This is a genomic window from Comamonas testosteroni ATCC 11996 (genome assembly GCF_000241525.1).
Lineage (GTDB): Bacteria > Pseudomonadota > Gammaproteobacteria > Burkholderiales > Burkholderiaceae_C > Comamonas > Comamonas testosteroni.
In genome coordinates, this window is sequence record NZ_AHIL01000002.1 from 1 (window position 1) to 23,037 (window position 23,037).

Consider the following 23,037-nt stretch of genomic DNA (forward strand, 5'->3'; position numbering starts at 1 on the left):
GAGATTGTCGTAGCGGGACATGGAGTTCTCCGTAAGAAAAAGAGGGTCGATGGCAGTGTGAGAAACGCAGCGGCGTGGCGGTCAGGGCATGGCGCTTGCCACTGGCGTGGCCCAGGCCAGGGACACCGAGCAAGGGCCTGGCCGGCCGCGCCGCCCCGCAGCGATGGCGTCGTCCCCCTGGGGGGAAGGCGCGCAGCGCCTCAGGGGGAGGCATCACCTCACCATGCAGGGCCGTTTGTTGTCGAACTTCCAGCCGGGGATCAGGTGTTGCATGGCGATGGCGTCGTCGCGCGCGCCCAGGCCGTGTTCCAGGTACAGGGCGTTGGCGCGCTTGAGGGCTTCGCGGTCCACGGTCACGCCCAGGCCGGGGGTCTTGGGCACTTCCACAAAACCGCCCTTGATCTGCAGCGGGTTCTGCGTGAGGTACTGGCCGTCCTGCCAGATCCAGTGCGTGTCGATGGCCGTGACCTTGCCGGGCACGGCGGCGGCCACGTGGGTGAACATGGCCAGCGAGATGTCGAAGTGGTTGTTGGAGTGCGAGCCCCAGGTCAGGCCCCAGTCACGGCAGGTCTGGCCCACGCGCACCGAGCCGGCCATGGTCCAGAAATGGGGGTCGGCCAGGGGGATGTCCACGGACTGCAGCGACAGGGCGTGCACCATCTGGCGCCAGTCGGTGGCGACCATGTTGGTGGCCGTGGGCAGGCCGGTGGCGCGGCGGAATTCGGCCATGACTTCACGGCCCGAGAAACCGCCTTCGGCGCCGCAGGGGTCTTCGGCATAGGCCAGCACGCCGCGCATGTCGCGCATCAGGCGGATGGCGTCCTTGAGCAGCCAGCCACCGTTGGGGTCCAGGGTGACGCGGGCCTCGGGGAAGCGTTTCGCCAGGGCCGTCACGGCTTCGACTTCCTGCTCGCCGGCCAGCACGCCGCCCTTGAGCTTGAAGTCGTTGAAGCCGTAGCGGGCGTAGGCGGCTTCGGCCTGGCGCACGATGGTCTCGGGCGTCATGGCCGTCATGTGGCGCACCTGGGTCCAGTCGTCGGTGCCCAGCTTGTCTTCGCCGGGCTTGACGTAGTCCAGGCCGGTCTTGTCGCTGGGGCCCACAAAGAACAGGTAGCCCAGCATTTCCACGCGCTCGCGTTGCTGGCCTTCGCCCAGCAGTGCGGCCACGGGTACGCCCAGGTGCTGGCCCAGCAGGTCCAGCAGGGCGGATTCGATGGCCGTGACCGCATGCACGCCGATGCGCAGATCGAACGTCTGCAGGCCGCGGCCACCGGTGTCTCGGCCTTCCAGGGATTTCTGCACCTCTTGCAGCAGCTGCAGGTGCTGGCCGATGGAGCGGCCGATCAGCACCTGCTGGCTGTCCTCCAGCGCCTGGCGAATGCCTTCGCCGCCCGGCACCTCGCCCACCCCCGTACGGCCCGCGCTGTCGTGCACCAGCACGACGTTGCGGGTGAAGTAGGGCGCATGCGCGCCGCTGAGGTTCATGAGCATGCCGTCGCGGCCGGCGACGGGAATGACTTCAATGGCGGTGATGGTCGGGGTAGTGGACATGGGAAGGCTCTTCAACAGACTCGGAGGGAAAAGGAAATCACTGTGCGGCGGACCAGGGCACCTCGGCCGCAGGGCGGCCCGTGGCGATGAACTGCTGCAGGTTGTGCAGCACCAGGTCGGCCATGGCGCGGCGGGTTTCGTGGGTGCCGCTGGCGATGTGCGGGGCAAGCACCACGTTGTCCAGGGCCAGCAGGGCAGGCAGTGGGCGGGGCTCGTCCTCGAACACGTCCAGGCCGGCGCCGGCGATGCGCTTGCTCTCCAGGGCATCAGCCAGGGCGGCTTCGTCGACCACGCTGCCGCGCGCCACGTTGACCAGAAAGCCCTGCGGGCCCAGGGCGGCCAGCACTTCGGCATTCACCAGGTGGCGCGTGCCTTCGCCGCCGGCGGCGGTGATGACCAGGATGTCGGCCCAGCGCGCCAGCTCCAGCAGCGAGGGCAGGTACTGGTGGGGCGAGCCTTCGACGGGGCGGCGGTTGTGGTAGGCCACTTCCATGTCGAAGCCCGAGGCGCGGCGCGCCACGGTGCTGCCGATGCGGCCCATGCCGAAGATGCCCAGGCGCTTGCCGCTGGCACGGGTGCGGATACCGAAGCGGCTCTGGCTCCAGTCGCCCCGGCGCACGAAACGGTCGGACTCGCTCAGGCCGCGCGTGGCGTCCAGCAGCAGGGCAAAGGCCAGGTCGGCCACGCAGTCGTCGAGCACGCCGGGCGTGTAGCCCACACGTGCGCCACGGCGCAGCAGAGCGTCCTTGTCGAGGGCGTCGAAGCCCACGCCGAAGCTGCTCACGAACTTGAGATTGGGCAGAGCGTCGACCACGCCCGCAGGCAGGCCCATGGCGGCCGAGGTGACCGCATATTCGAACTGGCCGCCATGCTCGGCAAGAAAGCGCTCGGGATCGGGCTGCTCGGAGAGGATGCTCACCTCGTAAGCCTGAGCCAGTTCGGCATCAAGCTGGGTCAGCGGCATCTTGCCGTATTGAAGAACGCGTGGTCGGGTGGTCGCCATGCCGGAAATTCCTTGCTTTGGTCAATGGTGGAGGCCGCAGCCTCCAGGGGAGAAAGCGGCCCGCTTGTACGGGCCGCCAGGGGTTTAAAGCTTATTCGGCCTTGATCCCCTTTTCGGCGATGAGCTGGGCGTAGGTCGTGTAGTCGGACTCGATCAGCGCGGCGAACTGCCGGGGTGTGGTGGTCCTGGCGACAGCGCCCTGTTCGTTGAGCCGCTGGGCGATGTCGGGCTGGGCCACGGTATCGCGGATGGCCGCTGCCAGACGGTCGATGGTGGCCTGCGGCGTCTTGGCCGGAGCCAGCACGCCCACCCAGGAGATGGACTTGAAACCTGGCACGGTCTCGGCCACCGTGGGCACATCGGGCAGTGCCGGCACACGCTTGTCACCAGTCACGGCCAGAGCGCGCAGCTTGCCGGCCTTGATGTGACCCAGGCTTTCGAGCACGGTGGCAAACGTGATCTGCACATGGCCGGACAGCAGGTCCACGATGGCCGGCCCGCCACCTCGGTAGGCCACATGCTGGATATCGGTCTGGGTGGCGCTCTTGAACATCTCGCCGGCCAGGTGCATGGAGCCGCCCGGGCCCGAGGTGCTGTAGCTGAGCTTGCCGGGCTGGGCCTTGAGCAGGGCAATCAGGCCGGCCACGTCCTTGGCCTGCACGCCGGGATGCACCAGCAGCACCTGGGGCAGCTCGGCGACCAGGCTGATGGGGGCGAAAGCCGTCTTGGCGTCGTAGGGCAGCTTCTTGTAGAGGATGGGGTTGATGGACTGGGTGCCGATATTGCCCAGCAGGATGGTATTGCCGTCGGCCGGCGCTCGGGCCACCTGGTCGGCACCGATCACCCCCGCAGCGCCGGGCTTGTTCTCGATGACCACGGTCTGTCCCAGGCGGCTGGCCAGGGCCTGGCTGAGCAGGCGGGCACTGGTGTCGCTGCCGCCACCGGGCGCGAAAGGAACGACCAGGGTCAGGGGCTTGCCGGACTGTTGTGCGCTGGCGGCGCAGGACAGTCCGGCCAAGACCAGTGTGAGCAGCAATCGGCGGGAAGGGTGTCGCATGCTTTGTCTCCGTTATCGGTTTTGTGGGTGCATGGGCCGCGGTTCGCGGCAGGAAAAGCCGCCGGGCGCAGAGCGCCCGTCGGCGGCGGACCGCCTTCAGTCGGCGGTGATCTTGCGGGTCTGGATCAGCTGCTTCCAGCGCTCGTTCTCCTGGGCCTGAAAACGCGTGAATTCCTCGGGTGTGTTGCCCACGATTTCCAGCCCCTGCTCCACAAAGCGCTTGCGGATGTCGGATTGCTGCACGGCGACAATGGCGGCCTTGGCCAGTCTGGCCTTGACATCCGCCGGCAACCCCTTGGGAGCGGCCATGCCTTGCCAGGAGTAGACCTCGGCGCCCTTGACGCCGGACTCGGCCAGTGTGGGAACGTCGGGCAGCACGGGCGAACGCTGGCTGCCGGTCACGGCAATGGCACGCAGCTTGCCGCTACGCAGATGGGGCAGCACGGCATTGACGTTCTGGAAGGAAAAATCCACCTGGCCGCCCAGCAGATCGGTGATGGCCGGTGCTCCGCCCTTGTAGGGCACATGCACGGCTTCGGTACCCGTTTGCTGCCAGAACAGTTCGGCCGAAAGATGGTCCGAAGAACCATTGCCGGAGCTTGCAAAACTGATCTTGCCGGGATTGGCTTTGAGCGCGGCAATCACCTCGCTCACGCTGCGGGCCTTTTGCGTCGGGCTGGCAACGAGCACATTGGGCGCCTGCACGGGAATGGTGATGTAGTCGAAATCCTTGCTGGCGTCATAGGGCACGTTCTTGACCATATGAGGGGTCACCACAAAAGGGCCCAGCGAGGCCACCAGCAAGGTGTAGCCATCGGCCGCTGCACGCTTGACGGCTCCCGCACCGATGGTGCCCGTGGCACCAGGACGGTTTTCCACGACAAAGGGCTTGCCCAGTTGCTCGGCCATGCTCAGGGCCACCGCACGCGCCACGGTGTCGGTGGAGCCGCCGGCCGGGAACGGCACGATGATGTTGACGGGCCGGTCGGGAAAGTTGCCGGCCGCCTGGGCAGCCAGGGCCAGGGTGGCACCCAGCGTGATCAGTATCTTTTTCATGCGTTGTCTCCTGAAGACGCGGGGCCCGGTTCTTGGCCTGGCCCCTGCATCGGGTCTTACTGGGGGCCGAGCTTGTCGATCAGGACCTTGAGTTCCTCCATCTCGGAAGGCTTGAGGTCGGTCAGGGGAGCGCGCACGGGACCGGCATCGTGGCCGACCAGCTTGGCGCCGGCCTTGATGATGCTCACGCCGTAGCCTTCGACACGGTTGCGGATCTTCAGGTAAGGCATGAAGAATTCCTTGAGCAGCTTGTGCTGCGTGGCCATGTCGTCAGTGCGCACGGCTTCGTAGAACGCCATGGCCGTCTTGGGGATGAAGTTGAAGACGGCAGAGGAATACACGGGCGTGCCCAGAGCCTTGTAGGCGGCTGCATAGACTTCGGCCGTGGGCAGGCCACCCAGGTAGGCGAAGCGGTCGCCCATCTTCATGAAGATGGAGGACATGGTCTCGATATTGCCCATGCCGTCCTTGAAGCCCACCAGATTGGGGCAGCGCTCGGCCAGAATGGCCAGAGATTCGGGCGTGAAGCGTGTGCGATCGCGGTTGTAGACGATGACGCCGAACTTCACGCTCTTGCAGACCTGCTCCACATGGGCGATCAGGCCTTCCTGGCCGGCTTCGGTCAGGTAGTGGGGCAGCAGCAGGATGCCGTGGGCGCCCAGGCGCTCGGCTTCCTGGGCGTGGGCAATGGCGGTGCGGGTGGGGCCGCCGGCGCCGGCAATGATGGGCACCTTGCCGCGGCAGGTATCCACGGCGGTCTTGATGATCTGACCGTATTCCTCGCCATACAACGAGAAGTATTCGCCTGTGCCGCCCGCAGCAAACAGGGCACTGGCGCCATAGGGGGCCAGCCATTCAAGGCGTGCGGCATAGCCCTTGGCATTGAAGTTGCCCTGGGCATCGAAGTCCGTCACGGGGAAGGACAGCAGGCCGGAACTCATCACGTCTTTGAGGTCTTGGGGTGTCATGGTAATCCTTGAAAAGAGGAGAGCAAAAAAGATCTGGCAGCTCAATCCAGCTGCAGTTGGGCGGCTTGCACCACGGCGCGCCAGCGCGCGCGCTCGGCATTGAAGAATTTGTCGGTTTCGGCGGGCGTCATCGTGACGACCTCGGCACCCTGGCCGGTCAGCCGGGAGCGGACCTCGGTGGAGCGGATGGCACCGAGCAGCACCTGGTTCACACGCTGCACCACGGCTTCAGGCGTCTTGGCGGGCAGCACCACGCCCTGCCAGGTGCCCGAGGCAAAGCCCTGTGCGCCCTGCTCCGCCAGCGTCGGCACATCGGCAATCAGGGGCATGCGGGTGTTCTTGGAAATGCCCAGCAGCTTGAGCTTGCCGCTTTGCACATGCGGATAGGTGGCCAGCATGCCGTTCATCAGCACCTGGGTCTGGCCTGCCACCGTGTCCTGCACCGACTGCACGCCGCCCTTGTAGGGCACATACACCCATTTGGCGCCGGTGATCCGGGCCAGCTCCACGCCGGCCAGATGGGGGGCACTGCCCGATGCGGTAACGGCAAAGTTCAGGTCCTGCTTCTTGGACAGTTCCACCAGTTCCTTGAGATTGCTGGCCTGGACGGAGGGGTGCACCACCAGCATATGGGGCGAATAGGCCAGCATGGCCGCACCGCGCAGCGCCTTGGAAGGATCGAAGCTGAGCTTGGTATAGATCGAGGGAGAGATGGCCAGTGCACCGAGATCGCAGAGCAGCCAGGTATAGCCGTCGGCCGGTGCGCGGGCGACGAACTCAGCGCCCAGATTGCCATTGGCGCCGGGCTTGTTGTCGATCACCACGGTCTGCTTGAGCTCCTGGGATATCAGCTGCCCGATGGAGCGCGCAATGATGTCGGAGCTGCCGCCGGGCGGATAGGGAACGACCAGACGAATGGGTTTGCTGGGCCAGGCATCGGCAGCCAGCAATGTGGACGACAGCAAACCGCCGGCCGCCAGGGCCAGCAGAGAGCGCAGAAAGTGCGAGCGTCGGACCATGGTGAAATGTCTCCTTGTTGTGGTCAGTCATCATACAACTAGGTTTTTTTGAACACCAAGACATTTTTTCTAAGGGTAAGCACGGGTCACCGTCGTTGATCAGGCTTCAGCGCGTGCGACCCTCATCCATTAAATACGCTTCAAACTCAATAATGAAGAGCGTTTCAAGCTATCATTTTTAAATAGCCTTCATATGTTTGGCGCAGCGGAGCCACAGCGACCGCCGCATGCTGCGGGCAGTCCGCCGCGCTTTGCTGCGGTCAGGCTCCTCCATCAAGCGCCCGCCCAGGCGCCTGGGCACGGCGGGCTCAGGACTCGGCGCTCAGGCTCAGACGCTGGGCCAGGCGCAAACGCTCCCGCGAGTTGGTCAGATGGATGCGCATGGCGGCGCGGGCCGAATCGGCATCCTGGCGCACGATGGCGGCATAGATCTCCTCGTGCTCGCGGTTCACCCGGCGCAGATAGTCGGGATCGCGTGCCGGCGTATGCATGGAGGCGATGCGATTGCGCGGAATCAACAGCGTCCCGAAATGCTGCAGGATGTCCTGAAAATACCGGTTGCCTGTGGCCTGCGCGATGCTCAGGTGAAAGGCCAGATCATGTTCGACGGTGTCGTGCCCCAGGGCGAAATGATGCTCGAACTCCTGCAGAGCCTCGCTCATTACCTTCAGATGGGCTTCGCTACGGCGCTGGGCAGCCAGACCGGCAGCCTCGGTCTCCAGACTGATGCGCAGCTCCAGCACGGCCAGCACATCGACGGACTCGCTGAGCTCGCGCGCGCTGAGCATGGGGCTTGCACTCTGGCGCGCGGGCAGCACAAACGTGCCTATGCCATGGCGGGTCTCGACCAGACCCGCAGCCTGCAATTTGGACAGCGCCTCGCGCACCACGGTGCGGCTGACGTCATAGCTGCGCACGAGTTCGGACTCGGTGGGCAGCTTGTCCCCCTCATGCAGCAGGCCCTGACGGATCTTGTGCTCGAACTCCTCGGACAACAGATTCGCCAGACTGCGGCTGCCCTTGCTGGTTTTGCTGCGCAGCGCGTACCCCTCCGTCAGCGGCAAAGACGGGGTTGATTGGGGTAATTCCGATGTCTGAGTACTCATGAGCCTGATGATAATGGCTTTCAGTTGTACGACAACATACCACAAAGACTCCCTATTTCAACCTCGGCCCGCAGCTCCTGCGCCGCACCAGTCATCTCAAGATGAGCACTTCTCACCAGATCCGCCACATCCGCATCACGCCGATTGCCTTCCGTGATCCGCCGCTGCTCAACGCCGCCGGCATTCACGAGCCCTGGGCGTTGCGCTCCATCATCGAGATCGAGACTGCTTCCGGCCTGGTCGGCATCAACGAGAGCTATGGCGACCAGCCCATGCTGGATGCTCTGGCCAAGGCCGCACCGGCCCTGGTCGGGCTCTCGCCCTGGGCCCTCAATGAAATGGAGGTCCGTGTTGCGGCCCTGGTCACTCCGCCCAAACTCACAGCCTCGGAATTTCTGGGTCAGCAGGTCTCGCTGGCCCCAGGCACCCATGTCTCCAAGACCGTGGCCAAGGTGGTCAGCGCCTTCGAGGTCGCGATGCTGGACCTGCAGGGCCAGATGGCCAAGGCCCCCATCGTCGACCTGCTGGGCGGCCCCGCACGCGACCGCGTGCCCTACTCGGCCTATCTGTTCTACAAATACGCCGAGCATGTGGACCAGCCCTATGCACCCGACGCCTGGGGCGAAGCCCTGACGCCGGCCCAGCTCGTGGCCCAGGCCCGACGCATGATCGACCAATACGGCTTCCAGAGCATCAAGCTCAAGGCCGGTACGCTGCCACCCGAGCAGGAAGCTGCCGGCATCCTGGCGCTGGCCGAGGCCTTCCCCGGCACACCGCTGCGCATCGACCCGAATGGCAACTGGACTGTGGAAACCAGTCTGAAGATCGTGCAGCAGTTGCGCGGCGTGCTCGAGTACTACGAGGACCCGGCCCCGGGCCTGGACGGCATGGCCGCTGTGGCACGCGAGTGCGACGTGCCACTGGCCACGAATATGGTGGTGACGGACTTTGCCGAGTTCCGCCGCAACGCCGACATGGGCTGCCCCGTGAAGATCGTGCTCAGCGACCACCATTACTGGGGCGGCCTGCGTGCCACACAGCGCCTGTCCACGCTATGCCGCACCTTCGACCTGGGCCTGTCCATGCACAGCAACTCCCATCTGGGCGTGAGTCTGGTGGCCATGACTCATCTGTGCGCCAGCGTGCCCCTGCTGACCTATGCCTGCGACACCCACTATCCATGGCAGGACGAGGAGGTCGTCGAAGGCGGCCGCCTGCAGTTCGAGCAGGGCAGCCTGCGCGTGCCCACCACGCCCGGCCTGGGCGTGACCCTGGACCGCGAGGCCCTGGCCCGACTGCACGACAACTATCTGCATTGCGGCATCCGCAACCGCGACGACCTGGGCCAGATGCGCAAATACGATCCGGAATTCACCGGCAGGCAACCGCGCTTCTGAACTCCAGCCCCCTGCACATAGAGACCGCAAAGAGCAAACATCCAGCCCAAGCCGAGCTGGTTCGATCGCCCCCTTTCCACAGCGCAAGAAGACGCTTTTCAACCGGAGACAACCATCATGCAACGCCGCACCCTGCTTCAATCCACCCTCGCCGCCAGCACCCTGCTGCTGGGCACATCCCTTGTCGCCGCACCCGCACTGGCACAGGGCAACTGGCCCACGGGCAAGCCCATCACCTATCTGGTGCCGTTCCCCCCCGGCGGCAATACCGACACCCTGGCGCGCGTGATTGCGCAGCCGCTGAGCAAGGCCCTGGGCACGCCCGTGGTCATCGAGAACAAGGGCGGCGCCGGCGGCAGCGTGGGCTCGGCTCTGGCGGCACGTGCCCCGGCCGACGGCTACACCATTCTGGGCGGCACCATCAGCTCGCACGCCATCAATGTCAGCCTGTACTCCAAGCTGGACTACGACCCCGTCAAGTCCTTCACGCCCGTCGCCATGCTCGGCTCCGGCCCTCTGGTGCTGGTGGTGCCTGCCTCCAGCCCCTACAAGACTCTGGCCGACGTGCTGGCCGGCAGCAAGGCCAAGGCCTCCTCGGGCGGTCTGACCTCGGCCTCTCCGGGCAACGGCACCTCCAATCACATGGCGCTGGAACTACTGGCCTACCAGACCGGCGTGAAGTTCACCCATGTCCCCTACAAGGGCAGCGGTCCCGCCGTGCAGGATGTCATGGGCGGACAGGTGGACATGATGTTCGACACGGCCCTGGTTGTCGGCCCCCACATCCAGTCCGGCAAGCTGCGCCCCATCGCCGTGAGCAGCTCCAAGCGCCTGGAATCACTGCCCGATGTACCCACGATTGCCGAGGCCGGCGAGAAGGGTTTCGACATGGGCTCCTGGCAGGCCGTTTTCGCCCCTGCGGGCACACCCAAGCCCATCGTGGACCGCCTGCATGCCGAAATCCTGAAGATCGTGGCCACTCCCGAAGTCCAGGCCCGCCTCAAGAACTTCGGCATGCTGCCGTCGAACATGAGCACCGTCGAGCTGGCCGACTACCAGAAGGCCGAGGTGAGCAAATGGGCCAAGGTGATCAAGTCAGCTGGAATAAAAGCTGAATGACCCCCTGAGGCGCTTCGCGCCGTCCCCCTTCTCACTTCGTGGAGGGGGACAACGCCTTCGCCGCAAGGCGGCTCTTGCTCGGCGTTCCTGAGTTGGGAACCTGAAGTCTGCGAGGGCTGCACTCCGATTGCGACAGGCACCTAGAAAATTGAGACATTGACATGAGTACCCCACTTCCGCTTTCCATCAGCATGCATCCGGCCGACAACGTGGCCATCGTGGCCAATGACGGGGGCCTGCCTGCGGGCACGGTGATGCCCGGGGGGCTGGTGCTGATCGACAAGGTACCGCAGGCGCACAAAGTGGCGCTGGTGAACATTCCCGAAGGCGGTGCGGTGCGCCGCTACAACGTGATCATCGGCTATGCGCTCAAGCCCATTGCTGCCGGCAGCTGGGTGCATGAGCGCTTGCTGCAGATGCCCGAGGCACGCTCGCTTGAGGGCCTGCCCATCGCCACCGTCAAGCCGCCCGTGCTGGAGCCGTTGGCAGGCTATACCTTCGAGGGCTACCGCAATGCGGACGGCACGGTGGGCACGCGCAACATCCTGGCCATCACCACCACGGTGCAATGCGTGGCCGGGGTGCTCGACTTTGCGGTGCGCCGCATCAAGTCCGAGCTGCTGCCACGCTACCCCCATGTTGACGACGTGGTGGGTCTGGAGCACAGCTATGGCTGCGGCGTGGCCATCGATGCCGTGGGAGCAGAGATCCCGCAGCGCACGCTGCGCAATATCAGCCGCAACCCGAACTTCGGCGGCGAGGTCATGGTGGTCAGCCTGGGCTGTGAAAAGCTGCAACCCGAGCGCCTGCTGCCGCCAGGCAGCTTTCCCATCGTCGACGAGCGTGAACCCGAACTGGACGTGGTCTGTCTGCAGGACGAGGCCCATGTGGGCTTTATGTCCATGATCGACTCCATCATGCGCCAGGCCGAGCAGCATCTGCGCCGCCTCGACGCCCGCCGCCGCGAGACCGTGCCTGCCAGCGCCCTGGTGGTGGGCGTGCAATGCGGGGGCAGCGACGCCTTCAGCGGCGTCACCGCCAACCCGGCCGTGGGCTTTTGCACCGACCTGCTGGTGCGCGCGGGCGCCACCGTGATGTTCAGCGAGGTGACCGAGGTGCGCGACGGCATAGACCAGCTCACCTCACGCGCTGCAAGCCCCGAAGTGGCCGAAGCCATGATCGAGGAAATGGCCTGGTACGACGCCTATCTGGACAAGGGCCGTGTGGACCGCAGCGCCAACACCACACCGGGCAATAAAAAAGGCGGATTGTCGAACATCGTCGAAAAGGCCATGGGCTCCATCATCAAGAGCGGTACAGCCCCCATCACCGGCGTGCTGTCACCGGGTCAGCGGCTGGCCGATCGCGACATCAGCCAGGGTCTGGTCTATGCGGCCACGCCGGCCAGCGACTTCATCTGCGGCACGCTGCAGCTGGCGGCCGGCATGAACCTGCATGTCTTCACCACGGGCCGCGGCACGCCTTACGGTCTGGCTCAGGTGCCGGTGATCAAGGTGGCCACGCGCAGCGACCTGGCGCGACGCTGGCACGATCTGATGGATATCAACGCCGGACGCATTGCCGACGGCGAGGCCACGATCGAAGACATAGGCTGGGAGATGTTCAGGCTGATGCTCGATGTCGCCAGCGGCCGCAAAAAGACCTGGGCCGAGCATTGGCAGTTGCATAACGCGCTGGTGCTGTTCAACCCGGCTCCGGTGACCTGAAGCCACGCACTGATCATGCTTCTGAAGCTGTAGCAGCTTGTGCAAGCAATTGGTTGGCTGCGAGCAGAAATCATAAAAAAAACGCTGCCAAGGCAGCATTTTTTCATGGGTGCTTCAGCAAGCGATCAAGCCTGCATGGAGCCCGTCTTCAGATAGCGCTGATGCCAGGCATACGCCTGATCAAGCAAATGTGGCGTGTGCTTGCCCGGTGCATCGCGCAGCGCGCGCTCCAGATACTCGCTCATCGCCGCCTTGTAGTCGGGATGCACGCATTTCTCGATGATCAGACGTGCGCGCTGCACCGGAGCCAGGCCGCGCAGATCGGCCAGGCCTTGCTCGGTCACGATGACCTGCACGTCGTGCTCGGTGTGATCGACATGGGAGACCATGGGCACGATGCAGCTGATCTTGCCGTCCTTGGCCGTCGATGGCGTCATGAAGATGGACAGATAGGCGTTGCGTGCAAAGTCGCCGCTGCCGCCAATGCCGTTCATGATGGACGAGCCCATGACATGCGTGCTGTTGACGTTGCCGTACATATCGGCCTCGATCAGCGCGTTCATCGAAATCAGGCCCATGCGGCGGATCAGCTCCGGGTGGTTGGAGATCTCCTGCGGGCGCAGCATGATGCGCTGGCGGTAGTAGTCGATGTTGGCCAGAAAGCGCTCCATGGCCGCCGGGCTCAGCGCCAGCGAGGTGGTCGATGCTGTATCGAGCTTGCCCGACTCCAGCATGTCCAGCATGCCGTCCTGCAGCACCTCGGTATAGGCGTTCAGGTGGTCGAACGGGCCGTTGTTCAGCTCCGCCAGCACGGCGTTGGCGATATTGCCAACGCCCGACTGCAACGGCAGCAACTCGGGCGGCAGGCGGCCCACTTTCACCTCGTGCTGCAAAAAGTCGATGATGTTCTCGGCAATGCGCATGGAGCCCTCATCGGGTGCCGTGAACGCTGCCAGCCTGTCACGCTGGGCCGTTGGTACCACGGCAATCACCTTGCTCAGATCGCAATGCAGATAGGGCTCGCCAATGCGGTCGAACGGGTGCTCCATGGGTATGGGCTTGCGCCTGGGCGGGACGGCCGCACCGTAGTAGATGTCGTGCATGCCCTCGAGTTCGGCAGGCTGGGCACTGTTGACTTCGAGAATGATCTTGTCGGCCTGCTCCAGCCAGGTCTTGTTGTTACCCACCGAGGTCGATGGAATCAGACGACCGTCGGGCAGGATGCCCGCCACTTCGATCACCGCCACGTCAAGATGACCGAGGAAGCCGAACCACACATGCTGCGCAACATGGGACAGATGGATGTCTACATACTGCATGCGCCCCTCGTTGATCTCTTTGCGCACCGTGGGATCACTCTGGTAGGGCAGGCGGCGTTCAATGCCATGCACCTTGGCCAGTGCGCCATCGAGTTCGGGCGAGGTCGAAGCTCCCGTCCACAGACTGATGCGGAAGTTGCCGCCACTGGCGTTCTGCGCTTCGATGCGGCGTGCCAATGCCTGGGGCACGGCCTTGGGCGCACCTGCGGGAGTGAAGCCGCTCATGCCCAGTGTCATGCCGGATTGAATCAGGCCGGCGGCCTGGTCCGCCGACATGATGCGTTCGCGCAAGACAGGGCAAAGCACGCGATCTGCAGGAGATGCGGTGGAAAAGGAAGTCTGCATGTAATGTGTCTCGTCTTGCCAGCTTTCGTGAAGCGATATGGCTTTTTGTAGTTAAAGAGTTGCACTTTGACTGGTGCAAACCCGGATTGAACTACGACACACAGAAGGTCGCCAAGCGTAGTTGACTAGAGAAAACCCCGATGCGCTTTCTTAAAAGAAGCCAGCGAAATTGAATTCACAACTCAAATAAGTGAGCACCCATCGCTCAACGGACAACAGATGAAAACTTGAAACTGCTGAAATTTGTCTCCATGGCGGAGTTGCCAGAATGCAGGCGGAAATTACAAAATATTTGCCTGTACTCACTGCCAGCAGACATAGGCTGACAAAACGACCATGGTTCAGCAACCAGAATTCGACACATGGCTTTTGATACCTCCGGCTGGCAGCACAAGCTGCGACGCCTCGCCCACCCCCTGCAACCGCTGATCGACTCCGTGCAACTCTGGCTGCAGGCCGACGGTCTGCGCATGAGTGCCGCCATGTCGTTTTACGGCATGCTGAGCCTGGCGCCGCTATTGCTGGCCGTCGTGGGGCTGCTCGGCTGGTGGCTGGATCGCAGCTATGTGGAAAGCACCTTGATCAGCCAGATACAGAGCGTGGTCGGAGAGCGCGCGGCACAGGTCGTCAAGAGCGCGCTGGCCAGCGCCCAGAATTCCAATCAGGGCTCGCTCGCGTCCGTGCTTGGTCTGGTGATGATGCTCTCGGGCGCCACGGGCGTGTTTGTAGAGCTGCAGGCTTCGCTGGACAAGCTCTGGTCCATGGGCGAAGAGTCTCGCCCGCAGGAAAACAAGCCCTGGTGGAGCATGGCCGTCTCACGTCTGTGGGGTTTGAGCTATGTCGTGGGCCTGGGCTTTTTGCTGCTGGTGTCCATGGTGATTTCAACCGCCATCCAGATGATCACCAAATGGGCCAATGACGAGCTGCAGCTTGTGCCGCTGGGCCCGCTGATGGGGCTGATCAACGAGGGCCTGTCCTTTGGCATTGCAGTGCTGCTGTTCTGGGGTCTGATGCGCATGGGTACCGGCATCAAACCCGTCACCCGATACCTGCTGCTGGGCTCGCTGACGGGAGCTGCCCTGTTCACCATCGGCAAACAGGCCCTGGCCTGGTATCTGTCCACCGCCGCCGTGGTATCGGCCTATGGTGCAGCCGGCTCGTTGGTGGTGGTGCTGATGTGGTTCTATTTCACCTCGGCCATCCTGCTGTTCTCGGCCGCCACGGCCAAGGCCTGCAGCAAGTCCAGGGTCCAACTGGGCATCCCGTTTGTCTCGCGCAATCCGTCCAACGCCACACACATGGATGTGCAGCCTCTTCCCGAAAATGCAGGGGAGAACATATGAAGCGGCAAAGATCGACTGCCATACCTGCGCACGCAACCATCTGCGTCATGTCGAAAATGTAAAAAGGCCTGCTAATGCAGGCCTTTTTCTCTGGGCAAGGTGGAATTACTTTTCCACAAATGCGCGTTCGATGACGAAGTCACCTGGCGTGGTGGTGTTGCCTTCCTTGAAACCACGCTTTTCCAGCAGTTCCTTGAGTTCAGACAGCATGGCGGGGCTGCCGCACAGCATGACGCGATCGGTCTCGGGATTCAGATCGGGCAGACCCAGGTTTTGCGGGAAAGTGCCGTTGTTGATCTGGGCCGAGATACGGCCCTGATTGCGGAAGGGCTCGCGTGTCACCGTGGGGTAGTAATGCAGCTTGCCCTTGACGATATCGCCGAGGAATTCATGCTCGGGCAGTTCCTTCTCGAACAACTCCTGATAGGCCAGCTCCTGCACTTGACGCACGCCATGCACCACGACCACGTTGTCGAAACGCTCATAGGTCTCGGGGTCGCGCGCCACGGCCAGCCAGGGAGCCAGGCCGGTGCCAGTGCCGATCAGATACAGATTCTTGCCGGGCAGCAGATAGTCGATCAACAGCGTGCCTGTGGGCTTCTTGCCCACGATGATGGTGTCACCCACCTGGATGTTCTGCAGCTTGGAAGTCAAAGGGCCCTCGGGCACCTTGATGGACAGGAACTCCAGATGCTCCTCATAGTTGGGGCTGGCGATGGAGTAGGCGCGCAGCAGGTTCTTGCCATCCACCTTCAGGCCGATCATGGTGAAGTGGCCGTTGGAAAAGCGCAGCGATGTGTCGCGGGTGGTGGTGAAGGAGAAAAGACGGTCGGTCCAGTGGTGGACGGACAGCACGCGTTCTTCGAGAAAAGCACTCATGATTCGTCTGAAATAAAAACTCTAAGCAGAAAACCTGCGCGGCAAATGCTGGGCGGTGGCGGGGCACTGCAGGTCAGGGCTGCTAGCGCGTTGGCTGCCGGTTGCCAAGCGGGACAAGACCTATATTGTCCGGCAATTGCACAGAAACGGGGGAATCACCCATCAATGTCTTGAGATCGAATAGTGATAAGCAGAATGAAGCGCTCAGATACCGCCCGAACGCCGAAAAACTGGCTCACCCTTCTTGACTCAGGGAAAACGCTGCTCTAGGATCAGCCCTCACGCGCTTGGAACAAGCGCTTTATTTGTCTATATAAATGCTCAAATTGAGCATTAATGATTGCGACGACCCTGCGCTTCAGGCCATGGTCGCCCACCTAGCACCAAGGAGAATGACGATGCAGCTGCGCTGGTCCCTGCCCCTGCTGACACTGGCCGCCCTGCCCGCCTGGGCACAGGGCGTGATCAAGATTGGCGAAATCAACAGCTACAAGGCTCAACCCGCGTTTCTGGAGCCCTACAAGAAGGGCATGGAACTGGCGGTGGAGCAGGTCAATGCCGCAGGCGGCATTGCCGGCAAGAAGCTGCAGCTCATCGTGCGCGACGACAACGCCACGCCGGGCGATGCCGTGCGTGCCGCCGAGGAGCTCTACACGCGCGAAAAAATCGATGTGCTCACGGGCAGCTTTCTCTCGCACGTGGGCCTGGCACTGACCGATTACGCCAAGCAGAAAAAGCGCTTCTTCCTCGCCTCCGAGCCGCTGACCGACAAGATCGTCTGGGCCGACGGCAATCATTACACCTACCGTCTACGCGGCTCCACCTATATGCAGACCGCCATGCTGGTGGAGGAGGCGCTCAAGCTCAAGAAGAAGCGCTGGGCCATCGTCTACCCCAACTATGAATACGGCCAGTCCGCCGTTGCCACCTTCAAGACACTGATGAAGGCCAAGCAGCCCGATATCGAGTTTGTGGCCGAGCAGGCACCTGCACTGGGCAAGATCGACGCCGGCTCCGTGGTGCAGGCACTAGCTGACGCCAAGCCCGATGCCATCTTCAACGTGCTGTTCGCCACCGACCTCGGCAAGTTCGTGCGCGAAGGCAATACACGCGGCCTGTTCAAGGGCCGTGAAGTCGTAGGGCTGCTGACCGCAGAGCCCGAATACCTGGACCCGCTCAAGAAAGAAGCGCCTATCGGCTGGACCGTGACCGGCTATCCCTGGTATTCCATCAACACCCCCGAACACGCAGCCTTCCTCAAGGCCTATCAGGCCAGGTTCAAGGACTACCCGCGCCTGGGCACCATCGTGGGCTACAACGCCATCCAGTCGATTGCTGCGGGCCTGCGCAAGACCAAGGGCGACCCCGACACCGAGAAACTGATTGCGGCCTTCAAGGGCCTGGAAGTCGCCACGCCCTTCGGCCCCATCACCTACCGGACACAGGACAACCAGTCCACGATGGGAGCCTATATCGGCAAGACCGCCTATGACGCGAAGCTGGGACGCGGCGTACTGGTCAACTACCACTATGCCGACGGCAAAAACTACCAGCCCACCGACGAGGAAGTGAAGAAGCTGCGCCCCGCGACAGCGAACTGATTTCGCTTCGGCGAAAATGTCGGGCCACCTGCATTCACGCAGGTGGCTTTTCTTATTCACCCACACTATGTCGAGCTTCAGGAGCTAAGCAGCATGAGTGCATCCGGCCTGCTGGCCCAGTTGCTCAACGGACTGGCCAGCGCATCGTCGCTGTTTCTGGTTTCGGTCGGGCTGTCGCTGATCTTCGGTGTCACCCGCACCATCAACTTCGCCCATGGCTCGTTCTACATGCTGGGCGCCTTCATCGCCTACAGCAGCGTGGACCTGCTCTCGCCCCATATTGGTTTCTGGCCCGCGCTGCTGCTGGCTCCGCTGGCCTGCGGCGCACTGGGGGCGCTGACCGAGACACTGCTTCTGCGCCGCATCTACAAGGCGCCCGAGCTGTTCCAACTGCTGGCCACGTTTGCGCTGGTGCTGGTCATCAAGGATGCGGCGCTGTGGCTGTGGGGCCCCGAGGAACTGTTCGGCCCGCGTGCCGCAGGGCTTGAAGGCTCGGTGGAGATTCTGGGCCGCCAGTTCCCCACTTACGATATTTTCCTGATAGCGGTCGGTCCCTGCGTGCTCCTGGGTCTGACGCTTTTGTTGACCAGGACCCGCTTTGGCACCCTGGTGCGTGCCGCCACACAGGACCGCGAAATGGTGGGTGCCCTGGGCGTCAACCAGGCCTGGCTGTTCACCGCCGTCTTCGCACTGGGCACGCTGCTGGCAGGCCTTGGCGGCGCGCTGCAGCTGCCGCGTGAGCCCGCCAGTCTGGAGATGGACATGCTCACCATTGGCGCCGCGTTTGTGGTGGTCGTGGTCGGCGGCATGGGCAGCATACCGGGGGCCTTCATTGCCGCGTTGCTGGTGGCGGAGCTCAAGGCCGTCTGCGTCTGGCTGGGCGTGCAGGAGATCGCGGGTCTTGAGCTGTCGTTCTCCAAGCTCACGCTGGTGGTGGAGTTCCTGGTCATGGCCGTGGTGCTGATCTGGCGACCCTGGGGCCTGTTGGGCAAGCCACAGGCGCTGGCACGCAGCGCTGGCGAGCCCGAGCAACCTCTGCACCGCACAGGCCGTGGCGCATCGGCCGCCTGGCTGTGCCTGCTGACCCTTCTGGTGCTGCTGCCGCTGATGGCCAGCAGCGCCGAAGGCGGCAGCTACGCCACCGTGCTGCTGGCCGACATCTTTGTCGCCGCACTGTTCGCGAGCAGTCTGCACTTCATACTCGGGCCCGGCGGCATGCACTCCTTCGGTCATGCGGCCTACTTTGGCCTCGGTGCCTACGGTGCGGCACTGCTGGTGCGTACGCTGAATCTGCCCATGGAAGCCGCACTGCTGCTCGGCCCCCTGGCCGCCGCTGCGGGCGCCCTGCTCTATGGCTGGTTCTGCGTGCGGCTGTCAGGCGTCTACCTGACCATGCTGACGCTGGCGTTTGCGCAGATCAGCTGGGCCATCGTCTTTCAGTGGGATGACTTCACGGGCGGCAGCAACGGCCTGACTGGCGTATGGCCCCCCGAATGGGCATCACAGGGTCCGGCGTTCTACTGGCTGGCTCTGGGCATCTGCGCACTAGGCATCTATCTGCTGCGCCGCCTGCTGTTTTCGCCGCTGGGCTACGCGCTGCGCGCATCGCGCGACTCGGCTCTGCGGGCCGATGCGATCGGCATCGACGTGCGCCGCATTCAGTGGACGGCGTTCGTGATCGCCGGGCTGTTTGCCGGTCTGGCCGGAGCGCTGTTTGCCTTCAGCAAGGGCGGCGTGGCACCCGACGCCATGTCGGTCACCAAATCGGTGGATGCACTGGTCATGGTGCTGCTGGGCGGCGTGCAGACGCTGGCCGGCCCCATGGTGGGCGCAGCAGCCTTTACCTGGCTGCACGACACCGTGGCGCGCAACACCGAATACTGGCGCGCGCTGATGGGGGCGACCATGCTGATTCTGGTGCTGCTGGCACCGCAGGGCATTGCAGGCTATGCGCAACTGCTGTGGTCGCGCACATGTGGCAAGGTATGCGGCAAGGACAAAGCAGGAGCCAGGACATGAACCTGCTGCAAGTACAGAACCTCAGCAAGGCCTTTGGCGGCGTGAAAGCCGTGCAACAGGTTTCATTCGACCTGCAGGCGGGCGAGCTGCTGGCCCTGATCGGCCCCAACGGCGCGGGCAAGAGCACTACCTTCAACATGGTCGGCGGCCAGTTAGCGCCCGATAGCGGCCAGGTGCTGCTGAACGGCCAGCCCATCACGGGCCTGCCGCCACGCGCCATCTGGCGCAAGGGTGTGGGACGCACCTTTCAGATTGCACAGACTTTTGCCTCGCTCAGCGTGGCGGAAAACGTGCAGATGGCTCTGCTGTCGGCCGATTGCAGGATCTTCAGCTGGTGGCCGCGTGCCGCCAGCCACCGCCGTGCCGACGCACTGGCCCTGCTGGAGCAGGTGGGCATGGCCGCTCAGGCCGATCGCCCCTGCAGCGCTCTGGCCTATGGCGATGTGAAACGAGTGGAGCTGGCCATGGCGCTGGCCCATGACCCGCAATTGCTGCTCATGGACGAACCCACGGCCGGCATGGCCCCGGGTGAGCGTGTGGCTCTGATGCAGCTGACGCGCCGGATTGCGCAGCAACGCCGCATGGGCGTGCTGTTTACCGAGCACAGCATGGATGTGGTTTTCGGTCAGGCGGACCGTGTGGCCGTGCTGGTGCGCGGCCAGTTGCTGGCCGAAGGTACGCCGCAAGCCATTCGCGACGACGCGCGCGTGCAGCAGGCCTACCTCGGTACCGGCCTTGTTCTTGAAAAACAGCAATGAATCAAATGCATAGCAACCAGCACTTGATGGATAAGGGCAAGAGCCCCAAATTGCTTGAAGTCCAGAACCTCAACGCCTGGTATGGCGCGGCCCATATCCTGCATGAGGTATCGCTGAACGTGGGGCGCGGCGAGGTCGTGGCACTGATGGGGCGCAATGGCGCAGGCAAGTCCACCACGCTCAAAAGCATTGCCGCCCTGGTGCCGCGCCGCGAGGGCAGTATCCGCTTCATGGGCGAGGCGCTGGAGAAAAAGGCCTCGCACCAGATCGCACAGCGCGGCCTGGGCTATGTGCCCGAGGACCGCCGCATCTTTACCGAACTGACAGTGCTGGAAAACCTTGAGGTCGGCAAGCAAAAGCCACGCCGCTGGCCCGACGGCCAGGCCGTGCCGCACTGGACACCCGAAAAGCTGTTTGCGCTTTTCCCCAACCTGGGCGAGATGCCCGAGCGCCTTGGCGGGCGCATGAGCGGTGGCGAGCAGCAGATGCTGAGCGTGGCCCGCACGCTGATGGGCCAGCCCTGTCTGGTGCTGCTGGACGAGCCCTCCGAGGGGGTTGCTCCGCTGATCGTCGAGCAGATGGCGCGCACGATTCTGGAGCTGAAGGCACAGGGCATTGGCATCTTGCTCAGCGAGCAGAACCTGCCGTTTGCCGAGGTCGTGGCCGACCGGGCCTATGTGCTGGAAAAAGGTCAGATCGTGCACGCGGCCAGCATGGCCGAGCTGGCGGGCGACAAGGCGGCACGCCAGCAATATCTGGGCGTTTGAAAGCCGAGGTTCAGCGCGTCGGCAGCAAGGGCGTCAGCGCGCGCAGCCGGCTGGAGCGCAACAGGCTGCTCGGCAGCAGATAACGGCCGCCCAGAATCGGCAGTTCCACCTCGGTAAATACCACCTCGAGATCCGCTCCACTTTGCAGCCAGGCCTGCCAGACCAGCGTGGTGCAATAGATGCCCTTGCCCGAGCCCAGCAGCTGAAACGGCTGGCCCTGCTGGGCCATGGCCCAGGCCACGGCCCGCTCACGTGTGCCGGGGTCGGAAGCGACCTGATACAGGCGATAGGCCTGAGCGCGCTGAGCGTCCAGAAAAAAGTCCAGCGAATCCAGCACCACTGCATCCGCCTGACCCGGGCGCTCGGACGGCGTGGCATGCAACACCTGCCACTGACCGGGCCGCCCCACCAGCATGCCCACATGGCTGAAGTCACCATGGTCCACGGCTTGCACCAGGTGGCTGACGTTCTCCGTCCCACGACGAAAGATCAGATCGCCGGGCGCAGCCTGCGGCGGCAATGGCGGCATTGCAAAAGCCAGGTCCACAGAGCAGGCCGACACCGCGATCACAGCGGCCGTTGCCAGCCACAGAGGCATCACAGCAGCACTTTCCAGACACCTTCTTCCTGGACCAGATTGATGCGCTCGCGGCGGGTGCTGCCATCGCGATAGCTGACCAGCACCCTGAGCTTGATGACCTGCTCTTCCTCGGAAACTGTTCTTTCCACCACTTCCACCTTGGCCAGGCCGCCCTTGGAGTCGATCATTCCCTTGGCGCCTGCCAGCATGCGGCGCAGCTTGTGCTCAAAACTCGCCAGCTGCTTCCTGGAAATATTGCGTGCCGAGATCAGGGCAATGCAGGCGTCGAAATCGCCAGCCGCCATCAGCGCGTAAAAGCGCTGGATCAGCGCATCCTGACTTTGTTCAGGGGTAGTCGTGGCACAGGCCGACAGCCCCAGAGCCAGAGGCAGCGAGAAGGAAAGATACAGACAGCAGCGGCGGGAAAGGGAGACAGAAGCAGACACGGACCGGGTACAGCAAAAACAAGGAAGGCCGCAGTGTAGTCGCCACAACGGCCCTGCCCTTGCCTGCAGTCAGTGCACCGGCTTATTCGACCACCACCGGACTGAACTCCGGTGGTGCGCCGAAATAGGCGCGCGGAGACGGCGGCTGCGCGCCATCGATGTCCTGCACGCCGTACTGGCTGGCCAGTTCGGCCGTGTAGAACACGCCGCCGGAGCGCTTTTCCAGGCAGTCGGCATCGCCATGCAAGGCCAGCACCACCCGGCCAATGAATTGCGGCGTTTCGGCGCTGTCGAAACTGTCGCCGTACTTGTCGGGTTCGGCCGCGCAGACGCGTTGGGAGCGTTCGGTCCTGACCAGTCCAGGCCAGAGCGAAACCACGCTTACGCCGGCAGGCCTGAAATCGTGGGCCATGTCGAAGCTCATCTTGTCCGAGCCGGCTTTGCCCGCGCCATAGGCCGGCCCATGCATATAGCAGCGGCTGCCTGCCGACGAGATATTGACCACCAGGCCGCGAGCCGCGATCAGCAGCCCCGCCGCGCAATGGCTGGCCACGTAGGTGGAGCGCAGCCCCACATCGAGCAGCCCGGTCATCTCCAGCGACTTTTGCCAGAACGGGCCAGGCACGGTCAGCGGATCGGGAATCGCAATTGCACAGTTGACCAGAATGTCGAGCCGGCCATGCTCGCGGCGTACGCGCTCGAAGAGCGCCGCCACCTGGACATCATCGCCATGATCACATGCCACGGCAATGCCGTTGCCACCGGCAGCCGTCACATCGGCGGCCGTCCTGCCCACCGTGCCGGGCAAGGGCGAGTCGCCCTCCTTCACGCTGCGCCCGGTGACATAGACGGTGGCCCCCGATGCGCCCAGCGCCAGCGCCACTCCCCGGCCCACGCCACGGCTGCCCCCCGTCACCACACATACCAAAGCCTGGTTCATGCTCTTTCCTTTGTGTCTTGAAGCAGCATGAATCTGG

Annotated in this window: 20 protein-coding genes; 8 read left to right on the forward strand and 12 right to left on the reverse strand. The window is 63.7% G+C overall.

All coding sequences use genetic code 11. The annotated features are described in order from the left end of the window. Positions 1–213 precede the first annotated feature (213 nt). From CTATCC11996_RS00030 to CTATCC11996_RS00060, 7 genes are all read right to left on the reverse strand, one after another. Positions 214–1,551, reverse strand: coding sequence for an enolase C-terminal domain-like protein (locus CTATCC11996_RS00030; RefSeq protein ID WP_003071709.1), 1,338 nt, complete (start codon positions 1,549–1,551; stop codon positions 214–216). A gap of 37 nt (positions 1,552–1,588) precedes the next feature. Next, the gene (locus CTATCC11996_RS00035; protein ID WP_003071710.1) at positions 1,589–2,554 is read right to left on the reverse strand and encodes a 2-hydroxyacid dehydrogenase; all 966 of its coding nucleotides are present in this window, start codon (positions 2,552–2,554) and stop codon (positions 1,589–1,591) included. A 91-nt stretch (positions 2,555–2,645) separates the two neighbouring features. Beyond that, entirely contained in the window at positions 2,646–3,611 is a 966-nt protein-coding gene (locus CTATCC11996_RS00040) for a Bug family tripartite tricarboxylate transporter substrate binding protein (protein ID WP_034347897.1), read from the reverse strand. Positions 3,612–3,707: 96 nt separating this feature from the next. Further along, positions 3,708–4,667 (reverse strand): Bug family tripartite tricarboxylate transporter substrate binding protein, encoded by a 960-nt coding sequence (locus CTATCC11996_RS00045; protein ID WP_003071713.1) that lies wholly within the window; start codon positions 4,665–4,667, stop codon positions 3,708–3,710. A gap of 56 nt (positions 4,668–4,723) precedes the next feature. Then, positions 4,724–5,635, reverse strand: a complete 912-nt coding sequence (gene kdgD, locus CTATCC11996_RS00050; RefSeq protein ID WP_003071714.1) for a 5-dehydro-4-deoxyglucarate dehydratase — start codon at positions 5,633–5,635, stop codon at positions 4,724–4,726. A 41-nt stretch (positions 5,636–5,676) separates the two neighbouring features. After that, the gene (locus CTATCC11996_RS00055; protein ID WP_003059547.1) at positions 5,677–6,654 is read right to left on the reverse strand and encodes a Bug family tripartite tricarboxylate transporter substrate binding protein; all 978 of its coding nucleotides are present in this window, start codon (positions 6,652–6,654) and stop codon (positions 5,677–5,679) included. Between the two features lie 308 nt (positions 6,655–6,962). Next, a complete protein-coding gene (locus tag CTATCC11996_RS00060; RefSeq protein ID WP_034347898.1) occupies positions 6,963–7,760 on the reverse strand; it encodes a FadR/GntR family transcriptional regulator in 798 nt (265 codons plus the stop codon). Between the two features lie 101 nt (positions 7,761–7,861). Here CTATCC11996_RS00060 and CTATCC11996_RS00065 point away from each other — a divergent pair, with 101 nt between their 5' ends. The 3 genes from CTATCC11996_RS00065 to garD all read left to right on the forward strand — a co-directional run bounded on the left by CTATCC11996_RS00065 (position 7,862) and on the right by garD (position 12,003). Then, positions 7,862–9,157, forward strand: coding sequence for a glucarate dehydratase family protein (locus CTATCC11996_RS00065; protein WP_003071716.1), 1,296 nt, complete (start codon positions 7,862–7,864; stop codon positions 9,155–9,157). 117 nt (positions 9,158–9,274) lie between these two features. Next, entirely contained in the window at positions 9,275–10,276 is a 1,002-nt protein-coding gene (locus CTATCC11996_RS00070; protein WP_003071717.1) for a Bug family tripartite tricarboxylate transporter substrate binding protein, read from the forward strand. A gap of 161 nt (positions 10,277–10,437) precedes the next feature. Beyond that, a complete protein-coding gene (gene garD / locus CTATCC11996_RS00075) occupies positions 10,438–12,003 on the forward strand; it encodes a galactarate dehydratase (protein ID WP_003071718.1) in 1,566 nt (521 codons plus the stop codon). A 125-nt stretch (positions 12,004–12,128) separates the two neighbouring features. On the opposite strand, the gene CTATCC11996_RS00080 is transcribed toward garD, so the two are convergent. After that, positions 12,129–13,667 carry an acetyl-CoA hydrolase/transferase family protein gene (locus CTATCC11996_RS00080; RefSeq protein WP_003071720.1) on the reverse strand — a complete coding sequence of 513 codons (1,539 nt, stop codon included), beginning with the start codon at positions 13,665–13,667 and terminating at the stop codon, positions 12,129–12,131. 362 nt (positions 13,668–14,029) lie between these two features. Here CTATCC11996_RS00080 and CTATCC11996_RS00085 point away from each other — a divergent pair, with 362 nt between their 5' ends. Continuing rightward, positions 14,030–15,010, forward strand: coding sequence for a YihY/virulence factor BrkB family protein (locus CTATCC11996_RS00085; protein WP_003071721.1), 981 nt, complete (start codon positions 14,030–14,032; stop codon positions 15,008–15,010). Between the two features lie 105 nt (positions 15,011–15,115). Here the strand turns inward: CTATCC11996_RS00085 and CTATCC11996_RS00090 are convergent, their stop codons facing one another. Continuing rightward, a complete protein-coding gene (locus tag CTATCC11996_RS00090) occupies positions 15,116–15,889 on the reverse strand; it encodes a ferredoxin--NADP reductase (protein WP_003059561.1) in 774 nt (257 codons plus the stop codon). Between the two features lie 398 nt (positions 15,890–16,287). On the opposite strand from CTATCC11996_RS00090, the gene CTATCC11996_RS00095 reads away from it, so the two are divergent. The 4 genes from CTATCC11996_RS00095 (at position 16,288) to CTATCC11996_RS00110 (ending at position 21,034) form a co-directional block, all read left to right on the forward strand. Continuing rightward, on the forward strand, positions 16,288–17,490 hold the full coding sequence (locus CTATCC11996_RS00095; RefSeq protein WP_003071722.1) for an ABC transporter substrate-binding protein: 1,203 nt from the start codon (positions 16,288–16,290) through the stop codon (positions 17,488–17,490). 93 nt (positions 17,491–17,583) lie between these two features. Next, a complete protein-coding gene (locus CTATCC11996_RS00100; protein WP_003071723.1) occupies positions 17,584–19,509 on the forward strand; it encodes an ABC transporter permease in 1,926 nt (641 codons plus the stop codon). Continuing rightward, complete coding sequence (locus CTATCC11996_RS00105) at positions 19,506–20,267, forward strand: ABC transporter ATP-binding protein (RefSeq protein WP_003071724.1); 762 nt, start codon at positions 19,506–19,508, stop codon at positions 20,265–20,267. The genes CTATCC11996_RS00100 and CTATCC11996_RS00105 overlap by 4 nt, the downstream gene beginning before the upstream one ends. Further along, positions 20,264–21,034: an ABC transporter ATP-binding protein gene (locus tag CTATCC11996_RS00110; RefSeq protein WP_003071725.1), complete on the forward strand. Its 771-nt coding sequence runs from the start codon at positions 20,264–20,266 to the stop codon at positions 21,032–21,034. Before CTATCC11996_RS00105 ends, CTATCC11996_RS00110 begins: the two co-directional genes overlap by 4 nt. A 10-nt stretch (positions 21,035–21,044) precedes the next feature. Here CTATCC11996_RS00110 and CTATCC11996_RS00115 read toward each other — a convergent pair whose 3' ends face one another. The 3 genes from CTATCC11996_RS00115 to CTATCC11996_RS00125 form a co-directional block, all read right to left on the reverse strand. Further along, complete coding sequence (locus CTATCC11996_RS00115; protein WP_003071726.1) at positions 21,045–21,632, reverse strand: YiiX/YebB-like N1pC/P60 family cysteine hydrolase; 588 nt, start codon at positions 21,630–21,632, stop codon at positions 21,045–21,047. Next, positions 21,632–22,060 carry a DUF4878 domain-containing protein gene (locus CTATCC11996_RS00120; protein WP_003071727.1) on the reverse strand — a complete coding sequence of 143 codons (429 nt, stop codon included), beginning with the start codon at positions 22,058–22,060 and terminating at the stop codon, positions 21,632–21,634. Before CTATCC11996_RS00120 ends, CTATCC11996_RS00115 begins: the two co-directional genes overlap by 1 nt. 82 nt (positions 22,061–22,142) lie before the next feature. Next, complete coding sequence (locus CTATCC11996_RS00125) at positions 22,143–23,000, reverse strand: SDR family NAD(P)-dependent oxidoreductase (protein WP_003071728.1); 858 nt, start codon at positions 22,998–23,000, stop codon at positions 22,143–22,145. Positions 23,001–23,037: the final 37 nt, after the last annotated feature.

What these genes read in the sequence shown, in the direction of transcription:
- CTATCC11996_RS00080 (WP_003071720.1), bottom strand. Translation starts at nt 13,667, where the DNA reads ATGCAGACTTCCTTTTCCACCGCATCTCCTGCAGATCGCGTGCTTTGC.
- CTATCC11996_RS00090 (WP_003059561.1), bottom strand. Translation starts at nt 15,889, where the DNA reads ATGAGTGCTTTTCTCGAAGAACGCGTGCTGTCCGTCCACCACTGGACC.
- CTATCC11996_RS00115 (WP_003071726.1), bottom strand. Translation starts at nt 21,632, where the DNA reads ATGCCTCTGTGGCTGGCAACGGCCGCTGTGATCGCGGTGTCGGCCTGC.
- CTATCC11996_RS00030 (WP_003071709.1), bottom strand. Translation starts at nt 1,551, where the DNA reads ATGTCCACTACCCCGACCATCACCGCCATTGAAGTCATTCCCGTCGCC.
- CTATCC11996_RS00085 (WP_003071721.1), top strand. Translation starts at nt 14,030, where the DNA reads ATGGCTTTTGATACCTCCGGCTGGCAGCACAAGCTGCGACGCCTCGCC.
- CTATCC11996_RS00045 (WP_003071713.1), bottom strand. Translation starts at nt 4,667, where the DNA reads ATGAAAAAGATACTGATCACGCTGGGTGCCACCCTGGCCCTGGCTGCC.
- CTATCC11996_RS00095 (WP_003071722.1), top strand. Translation starts at nt 16,288, where the DNA reads ATGCAGCTGCGCTGGTCCCTGCCCCTGCTGACACTGGCCGCCCTGCCC.
- kdgD (WP_003071714.1), bottom strand. Translation starts at nt 5,635, where the DNA reads ATGACACCCCAAGACCTCAAAGACGTGATGAGTTCCGGCCTGCTGTCC.
- CTATCC11996_RS00125 (WP_003071728.1), bottom strand. Translation starts at nt 23,000, where the DNA reads ATGAACCAGGCTTTGGTATGTGTGGTGACGGGGGGCAGCCGTGGCGTG.
- CTATCC11996_RS00035 (WP_003071710.1), bottom strand. Translation starts at nt 2,554, where the DNA reads ATGGCGACCACCCGACCACGCGTTCTTCAATACGGCAAGATGCCGCTG.
- CTATCC11996_RS00070 (WP_003071717.1), top strand. Translation starts at nt 9,275, where the DNA reads ATGCAACGCCGCACCCTGCTTCAATCCACCCTCGCCGCCAGCACCCTG.
- CTATCC11996_RS00060 (WP_034347898.1), bottom strand. Translation starts at nt 7,760, where the DNA reads ATGAGTACTCAGACATCGGAATTACCCCAATCAACCCCGTCTTTGCCG.
- CTATCC11996_RS00065 (WP_003071716.1), top strand. Translation starts at nt 7,862, where the DNA reads ATGAGCACTTCTCACCAGATCCGCCACATCCGCATCACGCCGATTGCC.
- garD (WP_003071718.1), top strand. Translation starts at nt 10,438, where the DNA reads ATGAGTACCCCACTTCCGCTTTCCATCAGCATGCATCCGGCCGACAAC.
- CTATCC11996_RS00110 (WP_003071725.1), top strand. Translation starts at nt 20,264, where the DNA reads ATGAATCAAATGCATAGCAACCAGCACTTGATGGATAAGGGCAAGAGC.
- CTATCC11996_RS00105 (WP_003071724.1), top strand. Translation starts at nt 19,506, where the DNA reads ATGAACCTGCTGCAAGTACAGAACCTCAGCAAGGCCTTTGGCGGCGTG.
- CTATCC11996_RS00100 (WP_003071723.1), top strand. Translation starts at nt 17,584, where the DNA reads ATGAGTGCATCCGGCCTGCTGGCCCAGTTGCTCAACGGACTGGCCAGC.
- CTATCC11996_RS00040 (WP_034347897.1), bottom strand. Translation starts at nt 3,611, where the DNA reads ATGCGACACCCTTCCCGCCGATTGCTGCTCACACTGGTCTTGGCCGGA.
- CTATCC11996_RS00055 (WP_003059547.1), bottom strand. Translation starts at nt 6,654, where the DNA reads ATGGTCCGACGCTCGCACTTTCTGCGCTCTCTGCTGGCCCTGGCGGCC.